Origin of the sequence: Streptomyces sp. NPDC048257, assembly GCF_043201855.1 — a bacterium.
Lineage (GTDB): Bacteria > Actinomycetota > Actinomycetes > Streptomycetales > Streptomycetaceae > Streptomyces.
Genome location: NZ_JBICZI010000019.1, coordinates 94,241 through 120,060 on the forward strand (window position 1 = coordinate 94,241; position 25,820 = coordinate 120,060).

A 25,820-nucleotide genomic window follows, 5' to 3' on the forward strand; every position below is an offset into this window, starting at 1 on the left:
CGGGGGAGGGAGGGGGCTACTCGGACGCGCCGCGCGGGAAGACGTGCGTGTGGAGACGGACGGTCTCCGTGTCGTCCGCCTCGGGCAGGCCGCGGTAGCTGTTGATCAAGTCGTGGATCCTGTGGAGCAGTTCCTCGCTCTGCGTCGCGGTCAGCCGCAGGGTGAAGTTGCTGAGGTCGGAGCCGCTGCGCCACTGCGTGGACCAGTTGTGCGCGTCGTTGAGCCAGGCGCCGAGCTCCTGCGCGTGGGTGGTGGCGATCTCCCGCAGGAAGACCTCCGCCGCGCTGCGGGTGGCCGGGTCGGCGTCCTGGATCAGCGAGTCGTCGAGGCTGGTGCCCTCGTGGGCGGCCTTCCACCAGCGCTCGCGGCCCTTGCCGTGCCCGACCGCGTCCTCGACGAAGCCGTGGGCGGCGAGCCGGCGCAGGTGGTAGCTGGTGGAGCCGCTGGACTCGCCGAAGCGTTCGGCGAGTTGGGACGCGGTCGCCGGACCGTCGTGCCGCAGGGCGGTCAGCATCCGCATCCGCAGGGGGTGGGCGAGGCCGCGCAGGGCGTGTGCGTCGAGCGCGCGGACCTTGGGTTCCGGTGCCGGTTGCGGCTGGGGCTTCTCGGGCATGACTCGACGATAGGGTTGCAAAGGAATCTATGCAAGGGTTTCTTTGCAACGCCTTCTTTGGAAGTGCTTCCGCGACCTCAGGACCGGGTGTCGTCCTCCGCCGCCTGCTCCACCAGCGGGATGATCCGCAGCGGTACGGGGTTCTCCATCACGATCGCCGTCGAAGCCCGCACGATCCCCTCGAACCCGACGACGCGGTCGATCACCCGCTGGAGGTCGGCGTTGGACCGGGCCACGAGCCGGCACAGCATGTCCCCGTGTCCGGTGGTGGTGTGCAGCTCCAGCACCTCCGGCACCCCGTTCAGGTGCGCGCGCACGTCGGCCCCCTGCCCCTGCTTGATCTCCAGCGTCGCGAACGCGGTCACCGGATACCCGAGGGCCGTCGGGTCCACCTGCGGGCCGAACCCGCGGATGACCCCGTTCGACTGGAGCCGGTCCAGGCGGGCCTGCACGGTCCCGCGGGCCACGCCGAGCCGGCGCGAGGCCTCCAGGACCCCGATCCGCGGCTCGCGGGCGAGCAGGACGATGAGCCGGCCGTCGAGTTCGTCGATGCCCATGGATGCCTCCGGTGCCCACGCGTGCTCGCGGGTGGTCATAGTGCACAGATGTTTCAGCCAGCCTGCGGCTATCCTGGGCAGTTTGTACAGCCAAAGAGGAAACTATTGCGCAGCTTGTGGATCGGCGGGACTCTGCGCTCATGACTGAGTCTCTGGCGAACCTCGAAACCACCCCGCACACCGCGCGTGAGGCAGACCCCTTCCCGGTGAAGGGCATGGACGCGGTCGTCTTCGCCGTCGGCAACGCCAAGCAGGCCGCGCACTACTACTCGACCGCCTTCGGCATGAAGCTCGTGGCCTACTCCGGACCGGAGACCGGCAGCCGCGAGACGGCCAGCTACGTCCTGACCAACGGCTCCGCGCGCTTCGTGCTGACCTCGGTCATCAAGCCGACCACCGACCACGGCCGCTTCCTCGCCGAGCACGTCGCCGAGCACGGCGACGGCGTGATCGACCTCGCCATCGAGGTCCCGGACGCCCGCGCGGCGTACGCGTACGCCGTCGAGCAGGGCGCTCGCGGTCTGGACGAGCCGTACGAGGTCAAGGACGAGAACGGCACGGTCGTGCTGGCCGCCATCGCGACCTACGGCCAGACCCGCCACACGCTGGTCGAGCGCCGCGACTACACCGGCCCGTACCTGCCCGGCTACGCGGCCGCCGACCCGGTCGTCGCGCCCCCGGCCAAGCGCACCTTCCAGGCGATCGACCACTGCGTCGGCAACGTCGAGCTCGGCCGGATGAACGAGTGGGTCGCGTTCTACAACAAGGTCATGGGCTTCACGAACATGAAGGAGTTCGTGGGCGACGACATCGCGACCGAGTACTCGGCGCTGATGTCCAAGGTGGTCGCGGACGGCACCAAGAAGGTGAAGTTCCCGATCAACGAGCCGGCGATCGCGAAGAAGAAGTCGCAGATCGACGAGTACCTGGAGTTCTACAACGGCCCCGGCGTCCAGCACATCGCGCTGGCCTCGAACGACATCGTCTCGACGGTGCGGACGATGCGCGCGGCGGGCGTGCAGTTCCTGTCCGTCCCGGACTCGTACTACGACACGCTCGGCGAGTGGGTCGGCGACACCCGGGTGCCGATCGACGAACTGCGCGAGCTGAAGATCCTGGCCGACCGTGACGAGGACGGCTACCTGCTGCAGATCTTCACCAAGCCGGTGCAGGACCGCCCGACGGTCTTCTTCGAGATCATCGAGCGGCACGGCTCGATGGGCTTCGGCAAGGGCAACTTCAAGGCGCTGTTCGAGGCGATCGAGCGCGAGCAGGACAAGCGCGGCAACCTCTAGCCTCCGGCTCGGTCCGCAGTTTCACCGGCCCGGCCCGAGGGGGGCCCTGGCGCCGCACCCGCGTACGGGTGCGGCGCCGCCGTCTTTCCGGGGGTTCCGCCCCGGACCCCCGCGCAGCGGATGTCGGCGCCGCCGCCCGACCGCCGGTCAGCGGCCCGACGGGGAGGGTTTCGGACCGGCCGCCTTCGGGAGTTCCGGTTCGACCCACGGGGCCGTCGGCTGGAGGTTCTCCGGGCCGCCCGGCGGGGGTGTGGCGATCGCCGCCAGGATCTCCTTCGCCAGCGGTCCCCGCACCGGCGAGAAGTGCGGGTTCGTCCGCACGGCCTCCTGGAGGTGGCGGCGAGCCGCCGCCACGTCGCCGAGGCCGCGCTCGATCATCGCCCGGTGGAAGGCGAAGTCGGCGCTGCGCAGCCCCGGTTCCGTGGCCTTCTTCGCGTACTCCAGCGCCGCCGCGTCCTCGCCGGCCTGGTGCAGCGCCCAGCCCAGCGCGTCCGCGACCTGCATGCTCTTGTGCCGCGACCACTCCTCCGACAGGCGCCGCACCGCCGCCGCCGGATCGCCGTGGTCCGCCTCGTACAGGCCCGTCACCACGTCGTCGTCGACCCCGTTCCGGCTGTCCCGGGCCGCCATCGTGGCCACCGCCTCGTACTGGGCGCGCGCCTCCTGCCCCCGCCCCAGCGAGTCCAGCAGCTCGCCCAGCTCCCGCGCCAGCCGGGGCACCGGGGTCCGCCCCAGCGCCATCCGGTAGTCCCGTACCGCTTCCCCGCCGCGCCCCAGCGCGGCCAGCGCGCGGGCCCGGCCGCCCAGGGCCTCCGACTGCGCCGGATCCGTCCGCAGCGCGCCCTCGTACTGCCGCAGCGCCTCCGCCGCGTCGCCCCGCTCCCAGGACAGCTCCCCGAGCCGGAACAGCGCGTACGCCTTCTCCGCCGGGGTCTTCGCCGCGCCCGCCGCGTGCTCCATCGCCACCACCGCGTCCTCGCGCCAGCCGCGGTCCCGGTAGACCTGCGAGGCCCTGACGTACGCGGCCAGGCCCGGCCGCATCTCCTGCAGCTGCTCCATCGCGTTCTGTGCGGCCTTGTAGTCGCCGAGCCCGGCGTACGCGTCCACCAGCACCGGGTACGCCGTCCACCGCTTGGGCGCCTGTGCCCGTACGAGCTCGCCCCACTTACGGCCGGTCCCGAAGTCCCGCCGGGCATTGGCAAGCGCGCCCATGCCCGTCATCGCGTCGAAGTTGCCCTTCTCGGCCGGGCGGACCTCCAGCGACCGTTTCAGGGCCCTCTCCGCCTTCGGGTACCAGCCCGAATCGGCCGTGCGCCGCGCCTGCTCGAGGTAGGCGGAGCCGAGGACGGCCCACGACGCGTCGTCGTCCGGGTGCGCCGCGAGCCACTTCTCCCGGTCGGCCACCAGCGCCGTCAGGTCCACGGCCGCCGCGGGCGCCCCCATCCCCACCGCGGAGGCGGCCCGCTCGCTCGGCTCGGGCGGACGGGCGTCGTCGTCGGTCCTGGCAGGCCGGATCAGCAGGGCCCCGGCGATCAGGACCACGGCGACCGCGGCCGCCACGAGCGTCTTGCGGCCGGTGAAGGTCACGGGCGGCGCCGGCGTCTGCGATTCCTCGTCGATACGGTCCATGGGGTCACTGTGCGTCAATATGAAGAGTTCGCCGAGGTGTCCGAAGACGGGCGCGGGCGTGTTCACACCGATGGCCCCGGCTGCCACGCTGGTCCCATGGATGACGATCTCTTCGCACGTCTGCGGGCAAGCCTGCTCGAAGGGCTCCCCGCCGAGGCCCTGCTCACCGATCCCCAGGTGACCACCTCCTACGCCACCGACATGGCCAGCTTCTGCGCCGCCGGCACCCCGGCCGCCGTCGTCCTGCCACGGACCGTGGAACAGGTCCAGCACGTCCTGCGCACCGCCACCGCCCTACGGGTCCCCGTGGTCCCGCAGGGCGCCCGGACGGGCCTGTCGGGCGCCGCCAACGCCTCCGACGGCTGCATCGTGCTCTCGCTCGTCAAGATGGACCGGATCCTGGAGATCAGCGCCGTCGACCGGATCGCCGTGGTCGAGCCGGGCGTGGTGAACGCCGTGCTCTCGCGGGCCGTCGCCCAACAGGGCCTCTACTACCCGCCCGACCCCTCCAGCTGGGAGCAGTGCACCATCGGCGGCAACATCGGCACCGCCTCGGGCGGCCTGTGCTGCGTCAAGTACGGGGTCACCGCCGAGTATGTGCTCGGCCTCGACGTCGTCCTGGCCGACGGGCGGCTGCTGCGCACGGGCCGGCGTACCGCCAAGGGCGTCGCCGGCTACGACCTCACCCGGCTCTTCGTGGGCTCCGAGGGCAGCCTCGGCGTCATCGTCCAGGCCGTCCTCGCCCTGCGGCCGGCGCCGCCCCGGCAGCTGGCGCTGGCCGCGGAGTTCCCCTCCGTCGCCGCCGCCTGCGAGGCCGTCTGCGCCGTCATGGAGGCGGGCCTGACCCCCTCCCTGCTGGAGCTGATGGACCGGACGACCGTCCGGGCCGTCAACGCGCTCGGGAAGATGGGACTGCCGGAGGCCACGGAGGCCCTGCTGCTGGCCGCCTTCGACACCCCGCACGCCCCCGAGGACCTCGCGGCCGTGGGGGAGCTGTGCACGGCTGCCGGGGCCACCGCCGTCGTGCCCGCCGAGGACGAGGCGGAGTCCGAACTGCTGCTCCAGGCCCGCCGGATGTCCTTCCCCGCGCTGGAGGCGCTGCGGCCCGCGACGATGATCGACGACGTGTGCGTACCGCGCTCGCGGCTCGGTGAGATGCTGGACGGGACGGCCGCCATCGCCCGCGCCCAGGACCTGCTCATCGGGGTCTGCGCCCACGCCGGGGACGGCAACACCCACCCGATCGTCTGCTTCGACCCCGCGGACGAGGACGAGACGCGGCGGGCCCGCGAGTCCTTCGGCGAGATCATGGCCCTCGGCCTCTCGCTGGGCGGGACCATCACCGGCGAACACGGGGTCGGCGTGCTGAAGAAGGAGTGGCTGGCCCGCGAACTCGGCCCGGTGGGGCTGGAGATGCAGCGGGCCGTCAAGCATGCCTTCGACCCCCTGGGCCTGCTCAACCCGGGCAAGCTCTTCTGACGTCCGCCGCCGAGGGCCGCCGGGCGTACGGCCGCCCGGCATCACAGGTCCCCGTCCGCCGACTCGTCCGACGGCCATGGGTCGCGCAGCCACAGATCGTCGGCCGGGGTCGGGGTGAGCAGCTCGGCCAGCGCGGCGTCCAGGCCGAGCCGGTCGGCCTCGGTGCCGGGCGGGACGACGCGCAGGGTGCGCTCCAGCCAGGCCGACACGGAGGTCGCGGGGGCTTCCAGGAGGGCGTCGCCGTCGGGGGAGGTGAGGGCCATGCAGAGCACGGCCTTGTTGTCGACCTTCGTGGGCCAGATCCGGACGTCGCCGTGGCCGCTGGGGCGGAACACGCCCTCGACGAGCAGCTCGCGGGCGAAGGTCCAGTTGACGGGGGTGTTCGAGCCGGTGTGGAAGGTGATGTGAACGGCGTACGGGTCGTCCGTGAGGTAGAGGAGCCGCGCGGGGACGGGGATGCTGCGCTCGGGGGACAGGACCAGCTTCAGTTCCAGCTCGCGCTCGATGACGGGGTGGTGCATGACGGCCTCACTTCGGTTCGGTGTGCGGGGCCGGACGGGGCCCCACACCCGGAGAGAGCGCCGGTGTGCCCGGGTATGACGCGACTTCCGGCGGCGAAGCGGAGATTGGCCGATTTCTTTCGGCTGACCGAAAACCATCGTGCAGGGTGACGTTCGCTCATTTGCTTGGATTCTCCCGTTACCGGACCTGCCGGGGGGCGGTTCTTGGCTATGGTCCTCCCTTGCACAAGCCTCAAGCCACGATCGGAGTTGGGGACATGACGGCCTCCCCTGGTGACGGCGAGCACGCGGCCCGCGAGGGCTACTACCCGGATCCGTCCATCCCGGGGTACATCCGCTACTGGAACGGCGCGGCCTGGGTTCCGGGTACGAGCCGCCCTGCCCCGGAGCCGGCACCTGCCCCGCCCGTCGCCGTCTTTGCCGCCCGCGGGGACGAGACGGGGCCCATGTTCCTGGACGAGACCTCGATGACCGAGGCGCTGCCGGAGCCCGCCGCTGCCCCCGCGCCCGTCCCCGTCCCCGCGCCCGTCCCCGTCCCTGTCGCCGCCCCTGTCGCCGAGCCCGTGATGTGGCAGGCCGACCCCGTGCACCAGGCCGGCTTCGGCGGGCCCCGCGACCACCGGGTGTCGTGGGGCAGCGCGCCCGATCCGGAACCCGAAGCGGAACCGAATCCGGAACCCGAAGCGGAAGCCGTTCCGGAACCCGCGGCCGGTCAGGCCGTCCCACGGTCGGCGGGCATCTCCCTGGCCCGTACGGCGGCTGCCGCGGCGGCCCCCGCGAGAGGGCCCGAGCAGGCCTCCGCGGGGATCCTGTCGGTACGGTCCCCGGCCGCCCAGAACCCGGCCCCGGCCCCCGCGTGGCCCGACGCCCCCGGAGCCGGCGGGTCCGGCGGGTCCGGACTGACCTCCTCCTGGCCCGAAGCGGTCACCGCCACGCCCTCGCCCTCGTCCACGCCCTCGCCCACGCCCTCGTCCACCCCCTCACCCGCTCCCGCCCGTGTCCCCGCCCCCGCGCCGACACCCGCCCCCGCGCCCGGAGCCCCGGCCGCCGACCGGCCCGAGCTGTGGGCGCCGCGCCCCGCCGGAGCCCGCCCGCGGATCGCGGCGCGGCCCGAGCCGGCCGCCCCGGCGGAGCCCCGGCCGCAGCCGCAGCCCCGGGAGCCGGGCGGCTCCGGCTCCCGCCCCGCGGGGGCCCGTACGCCCCGGGAGGTGTTCGAGCGGATGGCGGAGCGGGCCGTGCGCCCCGCGGGACCGGCGCGCCGCGCCGTGGCCCGCACCCTGGACTCCCTCGTGTACGGGGCCGTCGCGGTCGCCGCCGCCCTGCCCCTCCTCCCCGAGGCCACCGCCCACGTCGAGGCCAAGGTGGACGCCGCCCGGGCGAGCGGGCGCAGCACCACCGTCTGGCTCCTCGACGCGACCATCGCCGGCCGCCTCGGCCTGGTCCTCGGCGCGGTCCTCGTCTTCGGGATCCTCTACGAGGTGCTGCCCACGGCCCGTTGGGGCCGCACCCCGGGCAAGAAGCTGCTGGGCGTCCGGGTCCTGGCCACCGCGACCCTGCGCCCGCCCACCTTCGGCGCGGCCCTGCGCCGCTGGCTGGTGTACGCCTTCCTCGGGCTCCCGGGGAGCCTCTGGTGCCTCGTGGACCGCCCGCGCCACCAGGCCTGGCACGACAAGGCGGCCAGGACGTACGTGGCCCGCTGAGCGCGTCCGGCTGACCCGGACCCGTCCGTCCCTCCCGCCTCCCCCCGAATGGACGCGGTCCCGTTGCGGAGGTGCCGGAGCCGGGTTCGACTCGGGCCATGAGTACCGACCAGCCGCCGCCGGGCCAGCCGCCCGAGGACGACCCGTTCCTCAAGAAGCCCCAGCAGCCGACGCCCCCGTCGGGCGGTTCGCCGTACGACCCGCCGCCCCCCGGGAGCGGCGGGCCGCAGCCGCCCCCCGCAGGCCCGGGCGGCGGCGGGGGATACCCGCCCCCGCCGCCCCCGTACGGCGGCGGGGGAGACCCGTACGGCGGGAGCGGCGGCTACGGCATGCCCGATCCGCTCGCCGGAATGCCCCCGCTCGCGGACTTCGGCAAGCGGCTCCTCGCGCGCATCATCGACGTCCTGATCATCGCCATCCCGCTGGCCCTCATCCAGCTGGCATTCGGCACCAACCGCTACCGCTTCGACACGGACCAGGGCGAGGACATCAGCGAGGTCGTCACCAGGTCCTACAGCGGCAGCGGCCTGGTGATGACCCTGATCTCGATCCTCGCCTACGTCGGCTACGACTGGTGGTTCACCAAGAAGAACGGCCAGACGGTCGGCAAGAAGGCGATGGGCCTGCGCGTCGCGATGCTCAACGACGGCAGCGTGCCGAACTCCAGCGCCTCCCTGACCCGCGCCGCCGTGCTCTGGCTGCCGACGCTGATCTGCTGCGCCTGCCTGTGGCCGATCGCGCTGGTCGTCTCGATCCTGGTCGACAAGCCGTACAAGCAGGGCCTGCACGACAAGGTCGCCAAGACGGTCGTGGTCCAGGCCACCACCTAGGCGTCACGCACCGCACCGCGGGCGGCCGTCCCTCCGGGGAGGCCGCCCGCGCCGCGTTGTGCGCCGACGGCCAGCGACCAGAGGCCGGCGACGAAAGGCCAACGGCCACCGGCCAGCGCCCAACGGTCAGTGGTGTACGGGGTGTTCGGCCGAGGCGGACCGGGGGTCCGGCACCCGGGCGGCCTGTGCGGCACCCTCCCGGGCCGCGGGGGTCCCGGCGGCCGCGGAGGACCCCGTACGCGCCGCGTGGCGGCCACGGCGCCGCGGGTGGGGCACGGTGAGGGCGACGAGCAGACCCAGCGCGAGCGCGGCGGCGGCGATGACCGCGACGCCGATCCCGGTGCTCGTCTGCGAGAGCAGCAGCATGGCGATCGTCGACACGACGACCGTGGCGGACCCGTACGCGAGCTGTGCGGCAGTCGGACGCGGCATGGCGATATCCGTCCTCGGGAGGGGAGGGGGAGTCGGCTCGACCGGCTTCGCGCGTCAAGCGACTCTAGGACGGGAGATGCCCGAGCCGGACCGCCGGTAAGCGTGACCTAACACACGGTGCCGGAGCACAGGGGGCGCACGGGTTCATTTTCCGGGCGACGGCAGGGGGGAGAAAGGGGGACGGGACGGACCCTGGAGGGGGTCGGGAAGCGCCCTTCGCCCCGTATGGAAGGGGAACGTCCGCATAGCGGAACTCCCAGACCGCATAGTGCAGTTGTAAGGGTCAAGTCAAGGTCTGTCTTTTCTCGCGTCTCTCCGGTCAAATGTCGTCACTTGAGACGCGCGCCGCGCGGAACCCCCCACTCCTATGGAGAAGTTCCGACCAACGTCGCGGCCGCGGGAGGGGAACGACATCAAGTGACCAGCAACTCCGCCAGACGGCGTGCGATACGCGCTGCCGCCGTCACCGTGACCATGGCTGCTTGTGCGACAAGCGCCACCTTCTTCACCGTCACCGCGGCCCAGGCCGAGGGCAAGATCCAGGCCGCGCCCGTGTCTGACGGGCAGGACCCGACCGCGCCCGCCAAGGTCGTCGAGCACGACCTCAAGGGCCCGTTCAGCGAGCAGCAGGCCCAGCAGCGCAAGGCCGCTCTGGACCAGGTGCTCCAGGGCAAGAAGGGCGTCGAGCAGCGAGGCGCCTCCAAGGTCGTCAAGCTGGACGACAAGAAGTACGTCGAGCTCGGCCGCGAGAAGACCGACAAGATCTTCACGATCCTCGTCGAGTTCGGCGACCAGGTCGACGGCACGACCATGCACGACCCGGACGGCCCCGGCCCCAAGCCGGCCGTCCCGAAGTACGGCGGTACCCCGGGTCCGATGCACAACACGATCGCCCAGCCGGACCGCGCCAAGGACAACAGCACGGCCTGGCGCAAGGACTTCAGCCGCGAGTACTTCCAGGACCTGTACTTCGCCACGGGTCAGGGCAAGGACTCGCTGAAGACCTACTACGAGAAGACCTCCTCGGGTCGCTACTCGGTCGAGGGCGAGGTCGCCGACTGGGTCAAGGTCCCGTACAACGAGGCCCGTTACGGCTCCAACTTCTGCGGTCAGAGCAACTGCTCCAACGTGTGGGACACCGTCAAGGACGGCGTCACCGCTTGGTCCGAGGCCCAGAAGAAGGCCGGCAAGACCGACGCGCAGATCAAGGCGCAGCTGTCCCAGTACGACCAGTGGGACCGCTACGACTTCGACGCCGACGGCAACTTCAACGAGCCCGACGGCTACATCGACCACTTCCAGATCGTCCACGCGGGCGAGGACGAGTCGGCCGGTGGCGGCGTGCAGGGCCCCGACGCCCTGTGGGCGCACCGCTGGTACGCCTACGGCACCGCGGCGGGCAAGACCGGCCCGGACAACAACAAGGCCGGCGGCACCCAGATCGGCAGCACCGGCATCTGGGTCGGCGACTACACGATGCAGCCCGAGAACGGCGGTCTCGGCGTCTTCGCGCACGAGTACGGCCACGACCTGGGCCTGCCCGACCTGTACGACACCTCCGGTGGCGGCGACAACAGCGTCGGCTTCTGGTCCCTGATGTCGGCCGGTTCCTGGCTCGGCAAGGGCAAGGACTCCATCGGCGACCTCCCGGGCGACATGACCGCCTGGGACAAGCTCCAGCTGGGCTGGCTGAACTACGACACGGCCAAGGCCGCGACGAAGTCCACCCACAAGCTGGGTGTGTCGGCGTTCAACACCAAGGACAAGCAGGCGCTGGTCGTCGAGCTGCCCAAGAAGAAGGTCCAGACGGACATCGTCGCTCCCGCCGAGGGCTCCGCCCAGTGGTGGAGCAACATGGGTGACGACCTCAAGAACACCCTCACCCGCTCCGTCGACCTGACGGGCAAGAAGTCCGCCGCCCTGTCCCTCAAGGGCTGGTGGGACATCGAGGCCGACTACGACTACCTCTACACCGAGGTGTCCACGGACGGCGGCGCCACCTGGACCGCCCTCGCCGGCACCGCCGACGGCACGGCCATCCCGGCCGACGCCTCCGGCAGCCCGTCGCTCACCGGTGTCTCGGGTGCCTGGAAGAACCTGAACTTCCCGCTCGACGCCTACGCGGGCAAGAAGGTCGACCTCCGCTTCCGCTACCAGACGGACGGCGGCGCGGGCGGCAAGGGCTTCGCGGCCGACGCCGTCACCCTGACCGCGGACGGCTCCGCGCTGTTCACCGACGGCGCCGAGAACGGCGACAACGGCTGGACCGGCAAGGGCTTCTCGCGCATCGGCAGCGGCTTCACCAAGGAGTACGCGCAGTACTACCTGGCCGAGAACCGCCGTTACGTGTCGTACGACTCCACCCTCAAGGTGGGCCCGTACAACTTCGGCTTCGGCAACACCAAGCCGGACTGGGTCGAGCACTACCCGTACCAGGACGGTCTGCTCATCTGGCAGTGGGACACCAGCCAGAAGGACAACAACACCAGCGTCCACCCGGGCCAGGGTCTGATCCTCCCGATCGACGCCAACGCCAAGCCCATGAAGTGGGCGGACGGCACCCTGCTGCGGAACAAGATCCAGCCGTACGACGCCACCTTCAGCGCGTACTCCACGGATGCGTTCACGCTGCACAAGAACGGCGAGTCGCTGTTCCTGAAGCCGAAGCCCGCGAACCTCGTCTTCGACGACCACAAGGGCGAGTACTACTACGACGAGAACCCGACCGGATCGGTGAAGGTCACTGACACCAACACCAAGATCAAGATCCTGAAGGAGACCTACGACGGTGAAGTCATGACCGTCGAGGTCGGCCCCTCCTCGAAGTAATTCGGTAAAACCGCAGGTCAAAGCATGATCGGCCGTCGCCCTCTAGCGGGCGGCGGCCGTTCGCGTTTAGATGCCCGGTACGAGTTTCTTATTGACGGGGGAGATGACATCCATGCCAGGTGGAGGTTTCGTGAGATTGCCGGGCGGCAGCGTGGTGGTTGCGCTCACGCTGCCGAGGCCGTCCGGTGAGGGCGGAAATGTCCGCGTGCTGGTGCACGCCGCGAACCGGGCCCGCGCCCTGACCAGGCTGCGGAACCTCGGGATGCGGGCGGTGTACCTGCGGGGCAACGCGCACCCGCCGACGCCGGACGAGGTCACGGCCGTCCTGCACCACCCGGACGGGCTGCTGTGGCGCGGCGCACCGGACCGCGCGCAGGAGCTCTGGCACCCGATCCGGGCCCTGCTGGGCGCCTGACCGGGCCCGGGCCCTCTCTTTCGGTTCCTGTCGGACCACACGGGCCCGCCCCGATCCGGAAGAGGGACGGCTAGGGCCCGTCCTGATCGGCAGGACGGGCCCTAGCCGCCGACGAGGGTCACCCCGGCCGCACGGAGCTCTTCCAGGGCCCGTGCGGCCGTGTGCGGGGCCACGGAGGCCGTCAGGTCCAGCAGGACGCGGGTGCCGAAGCCGGCGCGGGCGGCGTCGAGGGCGGTGGCCTTCACGCAGTGGTCGGTGGCGATCCCGACCACGTCCACCTCGGTGACGTGCCGGTCCCGCAGCCACTGGCCGAGCGTCGCCCCGTTCTCGTCGGCGCCCTCGAAACCGCTGTACGCGGCCTCGTACGCGCCCTTGTCGAAGACGGCGGCAACGGCTCCCGAGGCCACGGCGGGGGCGAAGTTCGGGTGGAAGCCCACGCCCTCGGTCCCGGCGACGCAGTGGACCGGCCAGGACGTCTCGTAGTCCGGCTCGGCCGGCGGGTGCGCGAAGTGCGACCCGGGGTCGACGTGGTGGTCGCGGGTGGCGACGACGTGCCGGTACGCGGGCGTGGCCTGGCCGATGTACTCGGTGACGGCGGCGGCGACGTCGGCTCCGCCGGTGACCGCGAGGCTGCCGCCCTCGCAGAAGTCGTTCTGTACGTCGACGACGATCAGTGCGCGGTGCATGACGTTGTCCTTCGGCTCGATGTCTGTGTGCGGCGGCGGGGCCCTGCGGTGGCTCTTCCCCCGCCCCGCCCCTACCCGAAACGGGGGCGGGGCCCCGGCAGCCGGCCCATGGGGTTACACGTACTCCGTGGGGAGCACCGCCTCGCCGCGGGAGAGCTGCGTCGCCGACAGGGGCAGCGCGGCGCGCACCGCGCGGTGGCGGTCCCGGACGGCCTCCAGCGGCTCGCGGGCGATCACCTCGCCGCCCTTGACCAGCTGGGTCAGGAGCTGGTGGTCGGCCAGGGCCGCCGGAACGGGCCCCACGCCGATCACCTCCGCCTCCGCGACCCCGTCCGCGTCCGGGCGCCGGGCCGCCCACTTGCGGCCGCCGATCGAGGTCTTGCCGCCCGAGGACTTCTTCGCCACCGGTGCCAGCGGCGCCTTGGGGTCCGCCGAGACGGCCCGCGCCACCAGCTTGTAGACCATCGAGCACGTCGGGTGCCCGCTGCCCGTCACCAGCTGGGTGCCCACGCCGTACGCGTCCACCGGGGCGGCCGCCAGCGAGGCGATGGCGTACTCGTCGAGGTCCGAGGTGACCACGATCTTCGTCGAGGTCGCGCCCAGCTCGTCCAGCTGCTGCCGTACCCGGTGGGCCACCAGCAGCAGGTCGCCGGAGTCGATCCGGACCGCGCCCAGGTCGGTGCCGGCCACCTCGACGGCCGTGCGGACCGCCTCGGCCACGTCGTACGTGTCCACCAGCAGGGTGGTGCCGCGGCCCAGCGAGGCCACCTGCGCGGTGAAGGCGTCCCGCTCGCTGTCGTGGACGAGGGTGAAGGCGTGGGCGCTCGTGCCGACCGTCGGGATCCCGTACCGGAATCCGGCCGCCAGGTCCGAGGTCGAGGTGAAGCCGCCCACGTACGCGGCCCGCGAGGCGGCGACGGCCGCCAGCTCGTGCGTGCGCCGCGCGCCCATCTCGATCAGCGGGCGTTCGCCGGCCGCCGAGGACATCCGGGAGGCGGCCGCGGCGATCGCCGAGTCGTGGTTCAGGATGGACAGGATCACGGTCTCCAGCAGCACGCACTCGGCGAAGCTGCCCTCCACCCGCAGGACGGGGGAGCCGGGGAAGTAGACCTCCCCCTCCGGGTAGCCCCAGATGTCGCCGGAGAAGCGGTACGAGGCCAGCCAGTCCAGGGTCCGCATGTCGACGACGGCCCGCTCGCGCAGGAACTCCAGCACGGCGCCGTCGAAGCGGAAGTTCTCCACCGCGTCCAGCACGCGCCCGGTTCCGGCGACCACCCCGTAGCGGCGCCCCTCGGGCAGCCGCCGGGTGAACACCTCGAAGACCGAGCGCCGGTCGGCGGTGCCGTTGGCCAGTGCGGCCTGCAACATCGTGAGCTCGTAATGGTCCGTGAAGAGCGCTGTCGACGGCACGTCCACCGGCAGGCCCAGGTCCGCAGGGTTCATGGCTGGGATGCTAGCGCACATTTCGTCAAAGTGACGAGATGTGGGTGCGGATGGTGAGACGGAGCGGTCACGGGGCGCAAGAGCCCTCGGCGGAGGGGCTCGTGCGGCCCCTGTTTGGGCGGCGGCGCAGTCGAGGTGGCAGCATGGGACGAGTGAGTGTTGCTCCTGTTGAGATCGAACGCACCGAATCCGCCGAAGAGACCTTCGCGGTCCCCGAACCCGACGTCCCCTGGGTGACCCTGGTGCACAACGACCCGGTCAACCTCATGAGCTACGTGGCGTACGTGTTCCAGGCGTACTTCGGCTATTCCAAGGACGTGGCACACAAGTTGATGATGGACGTCCATCACAAGGGGCGGGCGGTCGTGTCCAGCGGCACCCGCGAGGAAATGGAGCGCGACGTGCAGGCCATGCACGGCTACGGCCTGTGGGCGACCCTCACCCAGGACCGCAACTGATGGGCGGCACCTTCGAGTCCCTGGGGGGCGGCGGCGCCGCCATCGCGCTCGACGAGATCGAGATCTCGATCCTTCGCTCCCTGGCCGTCCAGCTGCTGGAGCTGATCGGCCCCGGCGAGCCGGAGCCCGCCGAGGACGCCGACCCGCTCGCCGCGCTGTTCGCCGAGGGCCCCTCCGAGCCCCCGTCCGACCCGGCACTGGCCCGGCTCTTCCCCGACGCGTACGGGGCTCCCGACGGGACCGGCGACCAGGGCGTGGACCCGGTCGAGCTCGAGGCCCGCTCGGCGGAGTTCCGCCGCTTCACCGAGAACGACCTGCGCGCCCGCAAGCGCGAGGACGCGCTGGCGGTCGTACGCAGCCTGGACGGGCTCACCCCGGCCGGCGACGGGGCGGCGGTGCTGGAGCTGTCCGGCGAGCTGCCGCTGCGCTGGCTTGGCGCGCTCAACGACCTGCGGCTGACCATCGCGGCGCGCCTGGACATCACCGAGGACGACGAGAGCGCGGTGCTGTTCCGGCTGCCGGACGAGGACCCGCGCAAGCCGATGGTGATGGCGTACCTCTGGCTCGGCGGTCTCCAGGAAACCTTGATCGAAACCCTCTGAGGATCCTCAAGAGGGAACACTGTTCGCTCAGCGGACGCTCAAATCCGGATAACGATCAGATCACCGCCCCGCGGTGATCTGATCCATTTCGGTGTCTTTGGCCTGAATTTTTGATGCCCTGCGCCACATTTCTCCCCCTCGGGCAGTCGTAAGCACGTGATAAATCTTCACGACTGCCGAAGGGACGCCACCCATGTCCCCCGGCTGGCTTGGACCGGCTGATCGCCGGCGTGCAACTCCATCCGTATCCGGGGGGATCGAGGACCCGATCCGCAGCCAACGAAGGCGCGGGTCGGCGTGGAGAAAGGCGCACCAGACATGACCTCTGTGCAGGTCGAGCAGCACGACAAGACGCCCGGCGAGGGCGGCCCGGGCGAGGGCGGCGAGGGTTACCACCGCACGCTCGGCGCCCGCCAGATCCAGATGATCGCCATCGGCGGGGCCATCGGCACCGGCCTGTTCCTGGGAGCGGGCAAGGCCATCTCCAAGGCCGGACCCAGCCTGATCCTGGCGTACGCCATCGCGGGCCTGGTCATCTTCTTCATCATGCGGGCCCTGGGCGAGCTGCTCATGTACCGCCCCGTCTCCGGTTCCTTCTCGGACTACGCCCGCGAGTTCCTGGGCCCGTTCTGGGGATACGTCACCGGTTGGACGTACTGGCTGTTCTGGGTGGTCACCGGCATCACCGAGGTCACCGCGGCCGCGCAGTACATGTCGTACTGGACCCATGACAGCTTCCCGCAATGGGCCTACGCGCTGATCTTCACGGTCATCCTCTACGCCGCCAACCTGATCTCCGTGAAGCTCTTCGGTGAGCTGGAGTTCTGGTTCTCCATGGTCAAGGTCACCGCCATCGTCGGCATGATCCTGATCTGCGCCGGCATCCTCACCATCGGCTTCTCCGACGCCGCCGACACCGCCACCGTCTCCAACCTGTGGAACGACGGCGGCTTCTTCCCCAAGGGCATCGGCGGCACGCTGATGACCCTGCAGATCGTGATGTTCGCCTTCCTCGCGGTCGAGCTGGTCGGCGTCACCGCCGGCGAGTCCAAGGACCCCGAGAAGACCCTGCCCAAGGCCATCAACACCGTGCCGTGGCGCATCGCCGTCTTCTACGTCGGCGCGCTGATCATGATCCTGTCGGTCGTCCCGTGGACGCACTTCCAGCCCGGCGTCTCGCCCTTCGTCGCCGCCTTCGAGCGCATGGGCCTCGGCATCGGCGCCGCGATCGTCAACTTCGTGGTGCTGACCGCCGCCCTGTCCTCCTGCAACTCGGGCATGTACTCCACCGGCCGCATGCTGCGCGACCTCGCCCTCAACGGCCAGGGCCCGCAGTTCTTCGCCAGGCTCACCAAGAGCGGCACCCCGCTGGTGGGCACCACCTTCTCCGCCGCACTGATGCTGGTGGGCGTCTGGATCAACTACGTCGCCCCGGGCAAGGCCTTCGACTACGTCGTCTCCTTCGCCACCATCTCCGGCATGTGGGCCTGGATCATGATCCTGGTCTGCCAGATCCGCTACCGGGCCAGGGCCGACCGCGGTGAGCTGCCGCAGTCCACGTTCCGCGCCCCCGGCGCCCCGTACACGAGCTGGTTCGCACTGCTCTTCATCGGCATGGTCATCGTGATGATGGGCGCCGACAAGGACTCGCGCGTCTCGCTGTACTGCGCGCCGCTCTGGGGCCTGATCCTGGGCGTCTCGTACCTGGTCATGAAGTCCCGCGACCCGCGCGGCGCGGCCTTCAGCAAGGCCTCGTAGACCGGCCGGGAGGCACCCTCCCACGGACCTCGTGTCCATCATGCGGGCCCTTCCGTACCACTCCTCGGTACGGAAGGGCCCGTCTGCTTATCCTGTCGCTCATGCTGACCCTCACCCAGGCCCTGTACGACCAGATCGTCGAGCACGCCCGCCAGGACCACCCCGACGAGGCGTGCGGTGTCGTGGCCGGCCCGGCGGGCACCGGCCGGCCCGAGCGGTTCGTCCCGATGCTGAACGCGGCCCGCTCGCCCACGTTCTACGAGTTCGACTCGAAGGATCTGCTGAAGCTCTACCGCGATCTGGACGACCGCGACGAGGAGCCGGTGATCGTCTACCACTCGCACACCGCGACCGAGGCCTACCCCTCACGCACGGACGTCACGTACGCGAACGAGCCCGGCGCGCACTACGTGCTCGTCTCGACGGCGGACAAGGACGGCCTCGGGGAGTTCCAGTTCCGCTCGTACCGGATCGTCGACGGAGCGATCACCGAGGAAGAAGTGCAGGTCGTCGACGCCTACTGACCATCATGTGAGCGGTGGGCGTCCACGATGCGGGATCACACTCCAAACCGGTGACCGGGAATCGTTAACATGACCGCATGGTTTCCCACGACGTGAGCATCGAGACGCCCGGCAGGCTGCTGCTGGTGGCGCGGCTGCACGTCGACCTGTGCCGCCTCGCCAGCGCCATCTGTCCTGCGCTCTGAGCACGAGAGCCCTTCCGCGCGGGGGGCCGAACCGCGCGCCGCACCTTCTCTCACGCACTTCCCGACGACTGGAGACAGCCATGGCCATCGAGGTCCGCATCCCCACCATCCTCCGCACCTACACCGAAGGCGAGAAGGCCGTCTCCGGTGAGGGCGCGACCCTCGCCGACCTCCTGGCCGACCTGGAGACCCGCCACAAGGGCATCGAGGAGCGCATCGTCGACGGCGGCCAGCTGCGCCGCTTCGTCAACGTCTACCTCAACGACGAGGACGTCCGCTTCCTCGACGGCATCTCCACCGCGCTCAAGGACGGCGACAGCGTCACCATCCTCCCGGCCGTGGCCGGCGGATCGAAGTAATGCGCTACGACTCCCCACTGGCCGCGGTCGGCAATACGCCGCTGGTCCGCCTCCCCCGGCTGTCGCCCTCCGAAGACGTCCGCATCTGGGCGAAGCTGGAGGACCGCAACCCGACCGGCTCGATCAAGGACCGCCCCGCGCTCCACATGGTCGAGCAGGCCGAGAAGGCCGGCCGGCTGTACCCCGGCTGCACCATCCTGGAGCCCACCTCGGGCAACACCGGCATCTCGCTGGCGATGGCGGCCAAGCTCAAGGGCTACCGCATCGTGTGCGTCATGCCGGAGAACACCAGCCAGGAGCGGCGCGACCTGCTGGCCATGTGGGGAGCCGAGATCATCTCGTCGCCGGCCGCCGGCGGCTCGAACACCGCGGTCCGGGTGGCCAAGGAACTGGCCGTGGAGCACCCCGACTGGGTGATGCTCTACCAGTACGGCAACCCGGACAACGCGGGCGCGCACTACGCCACCACGGGCCCGGAGATCCTCGCGGACCTGCCCTCCATCACGCACTTCGTGGCGGGCCTGGGCACGACCGGCACCCTCATGGGCGTCGGCCGCTACCTGCGCGAGCACGTGGAAGGCATCAAGATCGTCGCGGCCGAGCCGCGCTACGACGATCTGGTCTACGGGCTGCGCAACCTGGACGAGGGTTTCGTCCCGGAGCTGTACGACGCCTCCGTGCTCACCACCCGCTTCTCGGTGGGCTCGGCGGACGCGGTGACCCGCACGCGGGAGCTCCTCCAGCAGGAGGGGATCTTCGCGGGCGTCTCCACGGGAGCCGCCCTGCACGCGGCGATCGGCGTCGGCCGCAAGGCGGTGGCCGCGGGCGAGCCGGCGGACATCGTCTTCGTCGTGGCCGACGGCGGCTGGAAGTACCTGTCGACGGGCGTCTACACGGCCGCCACCACGGAGGAAGCCATCGAGGTCCTCCAGGGCCAGCTCTGGGCGTGACCCCGCGCCCCAAACGCCGGCGGGGCTGTATTTCAGCCCGTCCGGCGTTTGAGGACCGGGTCCGGGCAGAGCCCGGGAAACGGAGAGAAAGGGCGGGGCGGGGACCAGCTCCGCGCAGCGGCACCGCACCGCTAGCCGGAGAGCCACTCCGCCAGGATCGCCGCGTGGCTGGAGGCCGGGTCCTTGACCGCGGTCAGCAACGTGATCGGACCCGCCGCCGCCAGGCCCCGCAGGCGGGCCAGTTCCGCCACCGCCACCGGCTCCGCCAGCTCGGCCTCGTACCGCCGCCGGAACTCCTCCGCCGAGCCCCCGTCGTGGAACCACTTCCGCAACTCCGACGACGGCGTCACCGCCTTCGGCCACTCGTCCACCCCGGCCACCGCCTTCGCCAGGCCCCGCGGCCAGAGCCGGTCCACCAGGACCCGTACCCCGTCCGCCGCCGGCTCCGGCGGGTCGTACACCCGCCGCAGGCGGACCACCGGCTCCCGCGTCACCGTGCGCCCCCCAGCCCCTTGATCTCGTCCCACACCGCAGGGTCCAGCATCCCCATCCGGGTCCGGAACTCCCACAGCGACACCTCCGCCGGCCGGTCCGCCTCCAGGAAGCTCACCCGGCCCTGGGTCCCCACCGTCCCCGGGGGCAGCGGGATCACCCCGGCCCGCCGGTCGTCGTACTTCCCGGTGATCCACGCGACCCGCGCCCGGTGGCCCCGTACCGACCCCACCGCGAGGACCAGGCACGACCGGCCGTCAGCCAGGCTCCACAGCTCGCCCGCCCGCGGCTGCGCCGGCGGACCGGCCCCGTGCGCCGGCGGGGCCCGGCGGGGGAGCCCCGACCGGCCCCCGGCGACCAGCACCAGCAGCGCCACGGCCACCACCGCGGCCACCGCGGGCCACCAGGACGTGTCCATGCTTCGACCGTAGCCGCGCGGGAACGCCCCGGCACGGCAACGCCCGTACCCATCGTCGCTCCCCCGGGTGACAGCGCAGGTGATTCCCCCCACAACGGCCTGCCGCGGAGGAGCGACCGGACGTTTCGCGCCTTACGCTCGACGCACGCACGGCCCGCATTCCGTCCACGGACCGTCCTCGGAGGTTCACGCTCCATGAAGCTCACCGTCGTCGGCTGTTCGGGGTCGTTCCCGTCCGCGGATTCGGCCTGTTCGAGCTACCTCGTCGAGGCCGACGGCTTCCGGCTGCTCCTCGACATGGGCAACGGCGCCCTGGGGGACCTCCAGCGCCACTGCGGCCTCTACGACCTCGACGCGATCTTCCTGAGCCACCTGCACGCCGACCACTGCATCGACATGTGCGCGTACTTCGTCGCCCGGTACTACCGGCACGAGGGCGGCCGCTGCGGCACCATCCCCGTCTACGGGCCCGAGGGCACCGAGCGCCGTCTGACCACCGCCTACGACGACGTCCCCGACGAGCGCTCGATGAGCGAGGTCTTCGATTTCCGCACGCTGAAGTCGGGGACCTTCGAGATCGGCCCCTTCCAGGTCCGCACCGAGCGGGTCTCCCACCCGGTGGAGTCGTACGGCATCCGCATCGAGCACGGCGGCCGCTCGCTCACGTACTCCGGGGACACCGGCACCTGCACCGAGCTGGGCCTGCTCGCCCAGGGCGCCGACCTCTTCCTCTGCGAGTCCTCCTTCACGCACGGCAAGGAGGACATCCCGGGACTGCACCTGAACGGCCGCCAGGCGGGCGAGTACGCGCGCGACGCGGGCGTGAGCCGGCTCGTCCTCACCCACATCCCGCCGTGGACCGACCCGGAGCAGAACCTCGCCGACGCCCGCGGGGTCTACGACGGCCGGGTCGACCTGGCGTTCTCGGGCGCGGTCTACGAGATCTGAGCCCCCGGCCCCGACAACGAGAAGCCCCCGCCCTCCCTTCCGGGAGAGCGGGGGCTTCTTCGGTCGTGCGGGCCTTGCGGGGCTGCCTACTTGGCCTCGGCCTTCTGCAGCTCGGCAAGCTCCTCGTCGGACTCGCGGCCCGGGGTGGGGAGGTTGAACTTGATGATCGCGAAGCGGAAGACGACGTAGTAGACCACTGCGAAGCAGAGGCCGACGCCCGCCAGCATCCACGGCTTCTCCGCGATGCCCAGGTTCAGTACGAAGTCGACGAGGCCGGCCGAGAAGCCGAAGCCGTCGCGCATGCCCAGGGCCCAGGTGAGGGCCATGGAGATACCGGTCAGCACCGCGTGGATCGCGTACAGCACCGGGGCGATGAACATGAAGGTGAACTCGATCGGCTCGGTCACACCGGTGACGAAGGAGGTGAGCGCGAGGGAGAACATCATGCCGCCGACGACCTTGCGACGCTCGGGGCGGGCGCAGTGGACGATCGCGAGGCAGGCCGCCGGGAGGGCGAACATCATGATCGGGAAGAAGCCGGTCATGAACTGTCCGGCGTTCGGGTCACCGGCGAGGAAGCGGCCGATGTCGCCGTGGACGGCGCCGGTCGGGGTGTCGAAGGAGCCGGCCTGGAACCACGGGAAGGAGTTCAGCAGGTGGTGCATGCCGATCGGGATGAGCGCACGGTTGGCGACACCGAAGATGCCCGCGCCGACGGCGCCGGAACCGGTCAGCCACTCACCGAAGTTGTGCAGGCCCGTGCCGAGGACCGGCCAGATGAGACCGAAGACGATGCCGGTGACCAGACCCGCCAGGGCGGAGAGGATCGGGACGAGGCGGCGGCCGCCGAAGAAGCCCGCCCAGTCCGGCAGCTTGGTCCGGTAGAACTTCTGGTAGAGCAGGGCCGTGATGATGCCCATCACGACACCGCCGAGGACACCGGCGTTGACCGTGGCGTCGACGAGGGCGACCTTGTGGTCGACGACCTTCTCGACCTTCGGCAGGTTGCTGTCGGTGAAGGTGGCGAGCACCTTCTGGAAGACCAGGTAACCGGTGACGGCGGCGAGGGCGGTGGAGCCGTCCGACTTCTTGGCGAAGCCGATCGCGATGCCGACGGCGAACAGCAGCGCCATGTTGTCGAGGATCGCGCCGCCGCCGGCGGCCATGTAACCGGCGATCTTCAGGACGAAGGTGGGGAAGACGTCCTTGTCGCCGAGCATGTCACCCGCGCCCAGGCGGAGCAGGAGTGCGCCGGCAGGCAGCACGGCAACGGGGAGCATGAGGCTCCGGCCGATGCGCTGCATGACGGCCATCACGCCAGCGCCCTTCTTCTTTTCCGCCGAGGGGGCGGTAGCCGTGGACACAACTTCCTCCAGTGGGCAAGGCGGCGCCAGAGGGAAACGGGGGACGGCGACGTCTCGGATTTGGGGGTACGCGGGCTCAGACAGGCCCGCGTGGTCTACACCAATCGTGGTGTAGACCAGTTGTAACACGGTGAGGGTTAGATAAGGAACCTTCGATTTCCTGTGGTCTGGATCACATGCCCCGAGGTATGCCGAAGGGCCCCCGGATCGTGATCCGGAGGCCCTTGACGGACCGTGCGGTAACCCTGCCGGGCCCCGGCTCAGGCCTTGGTCGTCTCCGACTCCATCGCCGCGATCTCCTCGTCCGACTCCCGACCCGGCGTCGCCAGGTCGAACTTCGTGATCGCGAAACGGAACACCACGTAATAGACGAGTGCGAAGCACAGGCCGATGGGAACGATCAGCCAGGGTTTCGTCGCCAGCTTCCAGTTGATGACGTAGTCGATCAGGCCCGCCGAGAAGCTGAAACCGTCGTGGACACCCAGCCCCCACGTCACCGCCATGGACACACCCGTCAGCACCGCGTGCACCGCGTACAACAGGGGCGCGACGAAGAGGAAGGAGTACTCCAACGGCTCCGTGATCCCGGTGACGAACGAGGTCAGGGCCACCGACAGCATCAGGCCGCCGACCTCCTTGCGCCGCTGCGGCTTCGCGCAATGCGTGATCGCCAGCGCCGCCGCGGGCAGCGCGAACATCATGATCGGGAAGAAGCCCGACAGGAACAGGCCCGCGTTGGGATCGCCGTGCAGGAACATGTTGATGTCGCCGTGGTACGTCTTCCCGTCCGCCGCCGTGTACGACCCGAACTGGAACCACATCGGCACGTTCAGGAACTGGTGCAGGCCGATCACCAACAGCCCGCGGTTCGCGACACCGAAGATTCCACCACCCCAGGCACCGAGCCCGCGCAGCCAGTCGGAGAAGCTCTCCAGCGCGTCCCCGACCGGCGGCCAGATCCACAGGCAGAGCGCGGCGAAGGCGATCGCGACGAAGGACATGATGATCGGGACCAGCCGCCGGCCGTTGAAGAAGCCGAGCCAGTCCACCAGCTTCACCCGGTGGTACCGCTGCCAGAAATAGGCCGCCAGCAGCCCCATGATGATGCCGCCGAAGACACCCGGGTTCTGGTACGTGTAGGCCGAGAAGGTGTCGTTCGGGCCCAGGCAGCCGCCCCCGATGTCCTTGGTCCCAGCCGGGCACGCCTTCTGGAACGCGTGCAGCACCCCCCGGTAGACGAGGAACCCCGCCGTGGCCGCGAGGGCGGTCGAACCGTCCGCCTTCTTCGCCATGCCGATGGCGACCCCGATGCAGAAGAGGAGCGGCAGGCCGAGATCCGGGTCGAGCAACGCCCCGCCCGCACCCGCCATCACCTTGGCGACGTCCGTCCACCGCAGGCCGTCCGCCCCGAAGACGTCCGGCTGCCCGAGCCGCAGCAGGATGCCTGCCGCGGGCAGCACGGCGATCGGGAGCTGCAGGCTGCGCCCCATCTTCTGCAGCCCCTGGAACAGGTTGTTCCGCCAATTCGGCTGTGGCGCTGCTTTGGAGATGCTCACGCTCATCGGCGTCCTCCCTGACCGGCCCGTTTTGGCTGCCGCAACACTTACGGCACACTGGTGTAGACCAGTTGTGGGCGGGTTGCTGCTGATCGTCATCATTCGGCAGAGGCCCGTCATGCGCCTGCGTAGATGCGCCAACCGTGCGTTACCGTGACGAAGCGGACCGTGCAGGTGGGTAGCCATGTACCGGCCGCCGAGACTCGTTCTTCGAAACACTCAGGGAGAAACACATGGCCACCAAGGCTGAGAAGATCGTCGCCGGGCTCGGCGGCATCGAGAACATCGAAGAGGTCGAGGGCTGCATCACCCGCCTGCGCACCGAGGTCATCGACCCCAGCAAGGTCGACGAAGCCGCACTCAAGGCCGCCGGCGCCCACGGCGTCGTCAAGATGGGCACCGCGATCCAGGTCGTCATCGGCACCGACGCCGACCCGATCGCCGCCGACATCGAAGACATGATGTGATCCGGACCCACTGACCAGGTCCCAGCGGACCCCGTCCCGGAAGCCCCGGACGGGGTCTTCGCGTTCCCGGGCACCGACTAGGCTCGGAGCCATGTCTCGCATCGACGGCCGTACGCCCGAACAGCTCCGCCCGGTCACCATCGAACGCGGATGGAGCAAGCACGCCGAGGGCTCCGTCCTCATCTCCTTCGGAGACACCAAAGTCTTCTGCACCGCCTCCTTCACCGAAGGCGTCCCGCGCTGGCGCAAGGGCAGCGGCGAAGGCTGGGTCACCTCCGAGTACTCGATGCTGCCCCGCTCCACCAACACCCGCGGCGACCGCGAATCCGTCCGCGGCAAGATCGGCGGCCGCACGCACGAGATCTCCCGCCTGATCGGCCGCTCGCTGCGCGCCGTCATCGACTACAAGGCCCTCGGCGAGAACACCATCGTCCTGGACTGCGACGTGCTCCAGGCCGACGGCGGCACCCGCACCGCCGCCATCACCGGCGCCTACGTCGCCCTCGCCGACGCCGTCGCCTGGGGCCAGAAGAAGAAGCTGATCAAGGCCGGCCGCAAGCCGCTCACCGGCACCGTCGCCGCCGTCAGCGTCGGCATCGTCGACGGCGTCCCGCTCCTCGACCTCTGCTACGAGGAGGACGTGCGCGCCGAGACCGACATGAACGTGGTCTGCACCGGCGACGGCCGCTTCGTCGAGGTCCAGGGCACCGCCGAGGGCGAGCCCTTCGACCGCAAGGAACTGAACGCCCTCCTCGACCTCGCGGCCGGCGGCTGCGCGGACCTGGAAGCCATCCAGCTGGGCGCGCTCGAACTGTAGGGGGCAACCGCCGGGCCCGGCCCGGCGTCCAGGAAGATACGGGCGCACGGTCGCGCAACCGTGCGCCCGTCCTCGTAGCGTCCAAGCCCTCAGGGGGAGAACCGCATGAAGCTCCGCATAGCGGCCGTAGCCGTGGCCGCCGTCCTCACCATCCCGGCCCTGTCCGCGTGCGACGCGATCTCCACGGCGATGGACTGCGCGAACACGGCCGTGGCCATCACGGACGGCGCGAACGACCTCCAGCAGGCGGTCTCCCAGGCGGGCAACAGCCCCCAGGACGCCCAGAACGCGCTCGACCAGATCGAGTCGAACCTCAAGAAGATCGGCGACCAGACGGACAACGCCGACCTGGGCAAGGCCATCGACTCGATGAACACGGCCGTCAAGAACGTCCGCGCCTCCATCGAGAGCGGCAACACCGCCCCGGACATCAAGCCGGTCGCGGATGCGGCCAGCGAGCTCTCCAAGGTCTGCACCCCGGGATAATGGGGGC

27 protein-coding genes and 1 pseudogene are annotated in these 25,820 nt (G+C 70.7%); 17 read left to right on the forward strand and 11 right to left on the reverse strand.

All coding sequences use genetic code 11. From position 1 onward, the window contains the following. Positions 1-16 precede the first annotated feature (16 nt). Entirely contained in the window at positions 17-613 is a 597-nt protein-coding gene (locus tag ACGFZK_RS28265) for an ArsR/SmtB family transcription factor (RefSeq protein WP_393851672.1), read from the reverse strand. A gap of 77 nt (positions 614-690) precedes the next feature. After that, on the reverse strand, positions 691-1,170 hold the full coding sequence (locus tag ACGFZK_RS28270) for an Lrp/AsnC family transcriptional regulator (RefSeq protein WP_393851673.1): 480 nt from the start codon (positions 1,168-1,170) through the stop codon (positions 691-693). Positions 1,171-1,310: 140 nt separating this feature from the next. On the opposite strand from ACGFZK_RS28270, the gene hppD reads away from it, so the two are divergent. After that, positions 1,311-2,465: a 4-hydroxyphenylpyruvate dioxygenase gene (gene hppD, locus ACGFZK_RS28275; protein ID WP_393851674.1), complete on the forward strand. Its 1,155-nt coding sequence runs from the start codon at positions 1,311-1,313 to the stop codon at positions 2,463-2,465. Positions 2,466-2,612: 147 nt separating this feature from the next. Here the strand turns inward: hppD and ACGFZK_RS28280 are convergent, their stop codons facing one another. Further along, the gene (locus ACGFZK_RS28280) at positions 2,613-4,094 is read right to left on the reverse strand and encodes a tetratricopeptide repeat protein (RefSeq protein ID WP_393851675.1); all 1,482 of its coding nucleotides are present in this window, start codon (positions 4,092-4,094) and stop codon (positions 2,613-2,615) included. A 96-nt stretch (positions 4,095-4,190) separates the two neighbouring features. On the opposite strand from ACGFZK_RS28280, the gene ACGFZK_RS28285 reads away from it, so the two are divergent. Beyond that, the gene (locus ACGFZK_RS28285; RefSeq protein ID WP_393851676.1) at positions 4,191-5,573 is read left to right on the forward strand and encodes an FAD-binding oxidoreductase; all 1,383 of its coding nucleotides are present in this window, start codon (positions 4,191-4,193) and stop codon (positions 5,571-5,573) included. 41 nt (positions 5,574-5,614) lie between these two features. On the opposite strand, the gene ACGFZK_RS28290 is transcribed toward ACGFZK_RS28285, so the two are convergent. Further along, entirely contained in the window at positions 5,615-6,094 is a 480-nt protein-coding gene (locus ACGFZK_RS28290; protein ID WP_393851677.1) for an SsgA family sporulation/cell division regulator, read from the reverse strand. A gap of 257 nt (positions 6,095-6,351) precedes the next feature. Here ACGFZK_RS28290 and ACGFZK_RS28295 point away from each other — a divergent pair, with 257 nt between their 5' ends. Both ACGFZK_RS28295 and ACGFZK_RS28300 read left to right on the forward strand, forming a co-directional pair. Next, positions 6,352-7,794, forward strand: coding sequence for an RDD family protein (locus tag ACGFZK_RS28295; protein ID WP_393851678.1), 1,443 nt, complete (start codon positions 6,352-6,354; stop codon positions 7,792-7,794). A gap of 98 nt (positions 7,795-7,892) precedes the next feature. Further along, positions 7,893-8,624, forward strand: a complete 732-nt coding sequence (locus tag ACGFZK_RS28300; RefSeq protein WP_393851679.1) for an RDD family protein — start codon at positions 7,893-7,895, stop codon at positions 8,622-8,624. Between the two features lie 126 nt (positions 8,625-8,750). On the opposite strand, the gene ACGFZK_RS28305 is transcribed toward ACGFZK_RS28300, so the two are convergent. Further along, complete coding sequence (locus ACGFZK_RS28305; RefSeq protein WP_393851680.1) at positions 8,751-9,056, reverse strand: hypothetical protein; 306 nt, start codon at positions 9,054-9,056, stop codon at positions 8,751-8,753. 474 nt (positions 9,057-9,530) lie between these two features. Here ACGFZK_RS28305 and ACGFZK_RS28310 point away from each other — a divergent pair, with 474 nt between their 5' ends. Next, positions 9,531-11,885, forward strand: coding sequence for an immune inhibitor A domain-containing protein (locus ACGFZK_RS28310; RefSeq protein WP_393851681.1), 2,355 nt, complete (start codon positions 9,531-9,533; stop codon positions 11,883-11,885). A gap of 112 nt (positions 11,886-11,997) precedes the next feature. Next, a complete protein-coding gene (locus ACGFZK_RS28315) occupies positions 11,998-12,300 on the forward strand; it encodes a hypothetical protein (protein WP_393851682.1) in 303 nt (100 codons plus the stop codon). A gap of 101 nt (positions 12,301-12,401) precedes the next feature. Here the strand turns inward: ACGFZK_RS28315 and ACGFZK_RS28320 are convergent, their stop codons facing one another. Both ACGFZK_RS28320 and ACGFZK_RS28325 read right to left on the reverse strand, forming a co-directional pair. Beyond that, entirely contained in the window at positions 12,402-12,986 is a 585-nt protein-coding gene (locus ACGFZK_RS28320; RefSeq protein WP_393851683.1) for an isochorismatase family protein, read from the reverse strand. Between the two features lie 114 nt (positions 12,987-13,100). Then, on the reverse strand, positions 13,101-14,429 hold the full coding sequence (locus ACGFZK_RS28325) for a nicotinate phosphoribosyltransferase (protein WP_393851684.1): 1,329 nt from the start codon (positions 14,427-14,429) through the stop codon (positions 13,101-13,103). A gap of 143 nt (positions 14,430-14,572) precedes the next feature. On the opposite strand from ACGFZK_RS28325, the gene clpS reads away from it, so the two are divergent. The 7 genes from clpS to ACGFZK_RS28360 all read left to right on the forward strand — a co-directional run bounded on the left by clpS (position 14,573) and on the right by ACGFZK_RS28360 (position 19,265). Then, positions 14,573-14,887 (forward strand): ATP-dependent Clp protease adapter ClpS, encoded by a 315-nt coding sequence (gene clpS, locus ACGFZK_RS28330; protein ID WP_393851685.1) that lies wholly within the window; start codon positions 14,573-14,575, stop codon positions 14,885-14,887. Next, a complete protein-coding gene (locus ACGFZK_RS28335) occupies positions 14,887-15,489 on the forward strand; it encodes a DUF2017 domain-containing protein (protein WP_393851686.1) in 603 nt (200 codons plus the stop codon). Before clpS ends, ACGFZK_RS28335 begins: the two co-directional genes overlap by 1 nt. Before the next feature lie 318 nt (positions 15,490-15,807). Beyond that, positions 15,808-17,247, forward strand: coding sequence for an amino acid permease (locus ACGFZK_RS28340; RefSeq protein ID WP_393851687.1), 1,440 nt, complete (start codon positions 15,808-15,810; stop codon positions 17,245-17,247). A gap of 101 nt (positions 17,248-17,348) precedes the next feature. Further along, a complete protein-coding gene (locus ACGFZK_RS28345) occupies positions 17,349-17,771 on the forward strand; it encodes a Mov34/MPN/PAD-1 family protein (protein WP_393851688.1) in 423 nt (140 codons plus the stop codon). A 77-nt stretch (positions 17,772-17,848) separates the two neighbouring features. Then, positions 17,849-17,956 (forward strand): putative leader peptide, encoded by a 108-nt coding sequence (locus tag ACGFZK_RS28350; protein ID WP_314252769.1) that lies wholly within the window; start codon positions 17,849-17,851, stop codon positions 17,954-17,956. Positions 17,957-18,036: 80 nt separating this feature from the next. Then, entirely contained in the window at positions 18,037-18,315 is a 279-nt protein-coding gene (locus ACGFZK_RS28355) for a MoaD/ThiS family protein (protein WP_393851689.1), read from the forward strand. Then, complete coding sequence (locus tag ACGFZK_RS28360) at positions 18,315-19,265, forward strand: PLP-dependent cysteine synthase family protein (RefSeq protein WP_393851690.1); 951 nt, start codon at positions 18,315-18,317, stop codon at positions 19,263-19,265. Before ACGFZK_RS28355 ends, ACGFZK_RS28360 begins: the two co-directional genes overlap by 1 nt. A 131-nt stretch (positions 19,266-19,396) precedes the next feature. Here the strand turns inward: ACGFZK_RS28360 and ACGFZK_RS28365 are convergent, their stop codons facing one another. Continuing rightward, positions 19,397-19,759, reverse strand: a complete 363-nt coding sequence (locus tag ACGFZK_RS28365) for a DUF488 domain-containing protein (protein WP_393851691.1) — start codon at positions 19,757-19,759, stop codon at positions 19,397-19,399. Then, complete coding sequence (locus tag ACGFZK_RS28370) at positions 19,756-20,175, reverse strand: hypothetical protein (RefSeq protein WP_393851692.1); 420 nt, start codon at positions 20,173-20,175, stop codon at positions 19,756-19,758. Before ACGFZK_RS28370 ends, ACGFZK_RS28365 begins: the two co-directional genes overlap by 4 nt. Before the next feature lie 195 nt (positions 20,176-20,370). On the opposite strand from ACGFZK_RS28370, the gene ACGFZK_RS28375 reads away from it, so the two are divergent. Next, on the forward strand, positions 20,371-21,123 hold the full coding sequence (locus ACGFZK_RS28375; RefSeq protein WP_393851693.1) for an MBL fold metallo-hydrolase: 753 nt from the start codon (positions 20,371-20,373) through the stop codon (positions 21,121-21,123). Between the two features lie 86 nt (positions 21,124-21,209). On the opposite strand, the gene ACGFZK_RS28380 is transcribed toward ACGFZK_RS28375, so the two are convergent. Both ACGFZK_RS28380 and ACGFZK_RS28385 read right to left on the reverse strand, forming a co-directional pair. Further along, positions 21,210-22,436 carry a PTS transporter subunit EIIC gene (locus ACGFZK_RS28380; RefSeq protein WP_393851718.1) on the reverse strand — a complete coding sequence of 409 codons (1,227 nt, stop codon included), beginning with the start codon at positions 22,434-22,436 and terminating at the stop codon, positions 21,210-21,212. A 311-nt stretch (positions 22,437-22,747) separates the two neighbouring features. Continuing rightward, a complete protein-coding gene (locus ACGFZK_RS28385; protein WP_393851694.1) occupies positions 22,748-24,049 on the reverse strand; it encodes a PTS transporter subunit EIIC in 1,302 nt (433 codons plus the stop codon). Between the two features lie 218 nt (positions 24,050-24,267). Here ACGFZK_RS28385 and ACGFZK_RS28390 point away from each other — a divergent pair. The 3 genes and pseudogenes from ACGFZK_RS28390 to ACGFZK_RS28400 form a co-directional block, all read left to right on the forward strand. After that, a pseudogene (locus tag ACGFZK_RS28390) lies at positions 24,268-24,510 on the forward strand (glucose PTS transporter subunit EIIB); the annotation flags it as partial. Positions 24,511-24,601: 91 nt separating this feature from the next. Beyond that, positions 24,602-25,327 carry a ribonuclease PH gene (gene rph, locus ACGFZK_RS28395; protein ID WP_030390452.1) on the forward strand — a complete coding sequence of 242 codons (726 nt, stop codon included), beginning with the start codon at positions 24,602-24,604 and terminating at the stop codon, positions 25,325-25,327. Between the two features lie 105 nt (positions 25,328-25,432). Further along, on the forward strand, positions 25,433-25,813 hold the full coding sequence (locus ACGFZK_RS28400; RefSeq protein ID WP_393851695.1) for a hypothetical protein: 381 nt from the start codon (positions 25,433-25,435) through the stop codon (positions 25,811-25,813). Positions 25,814-25,820: the final 7 nt, after the last annotated feature.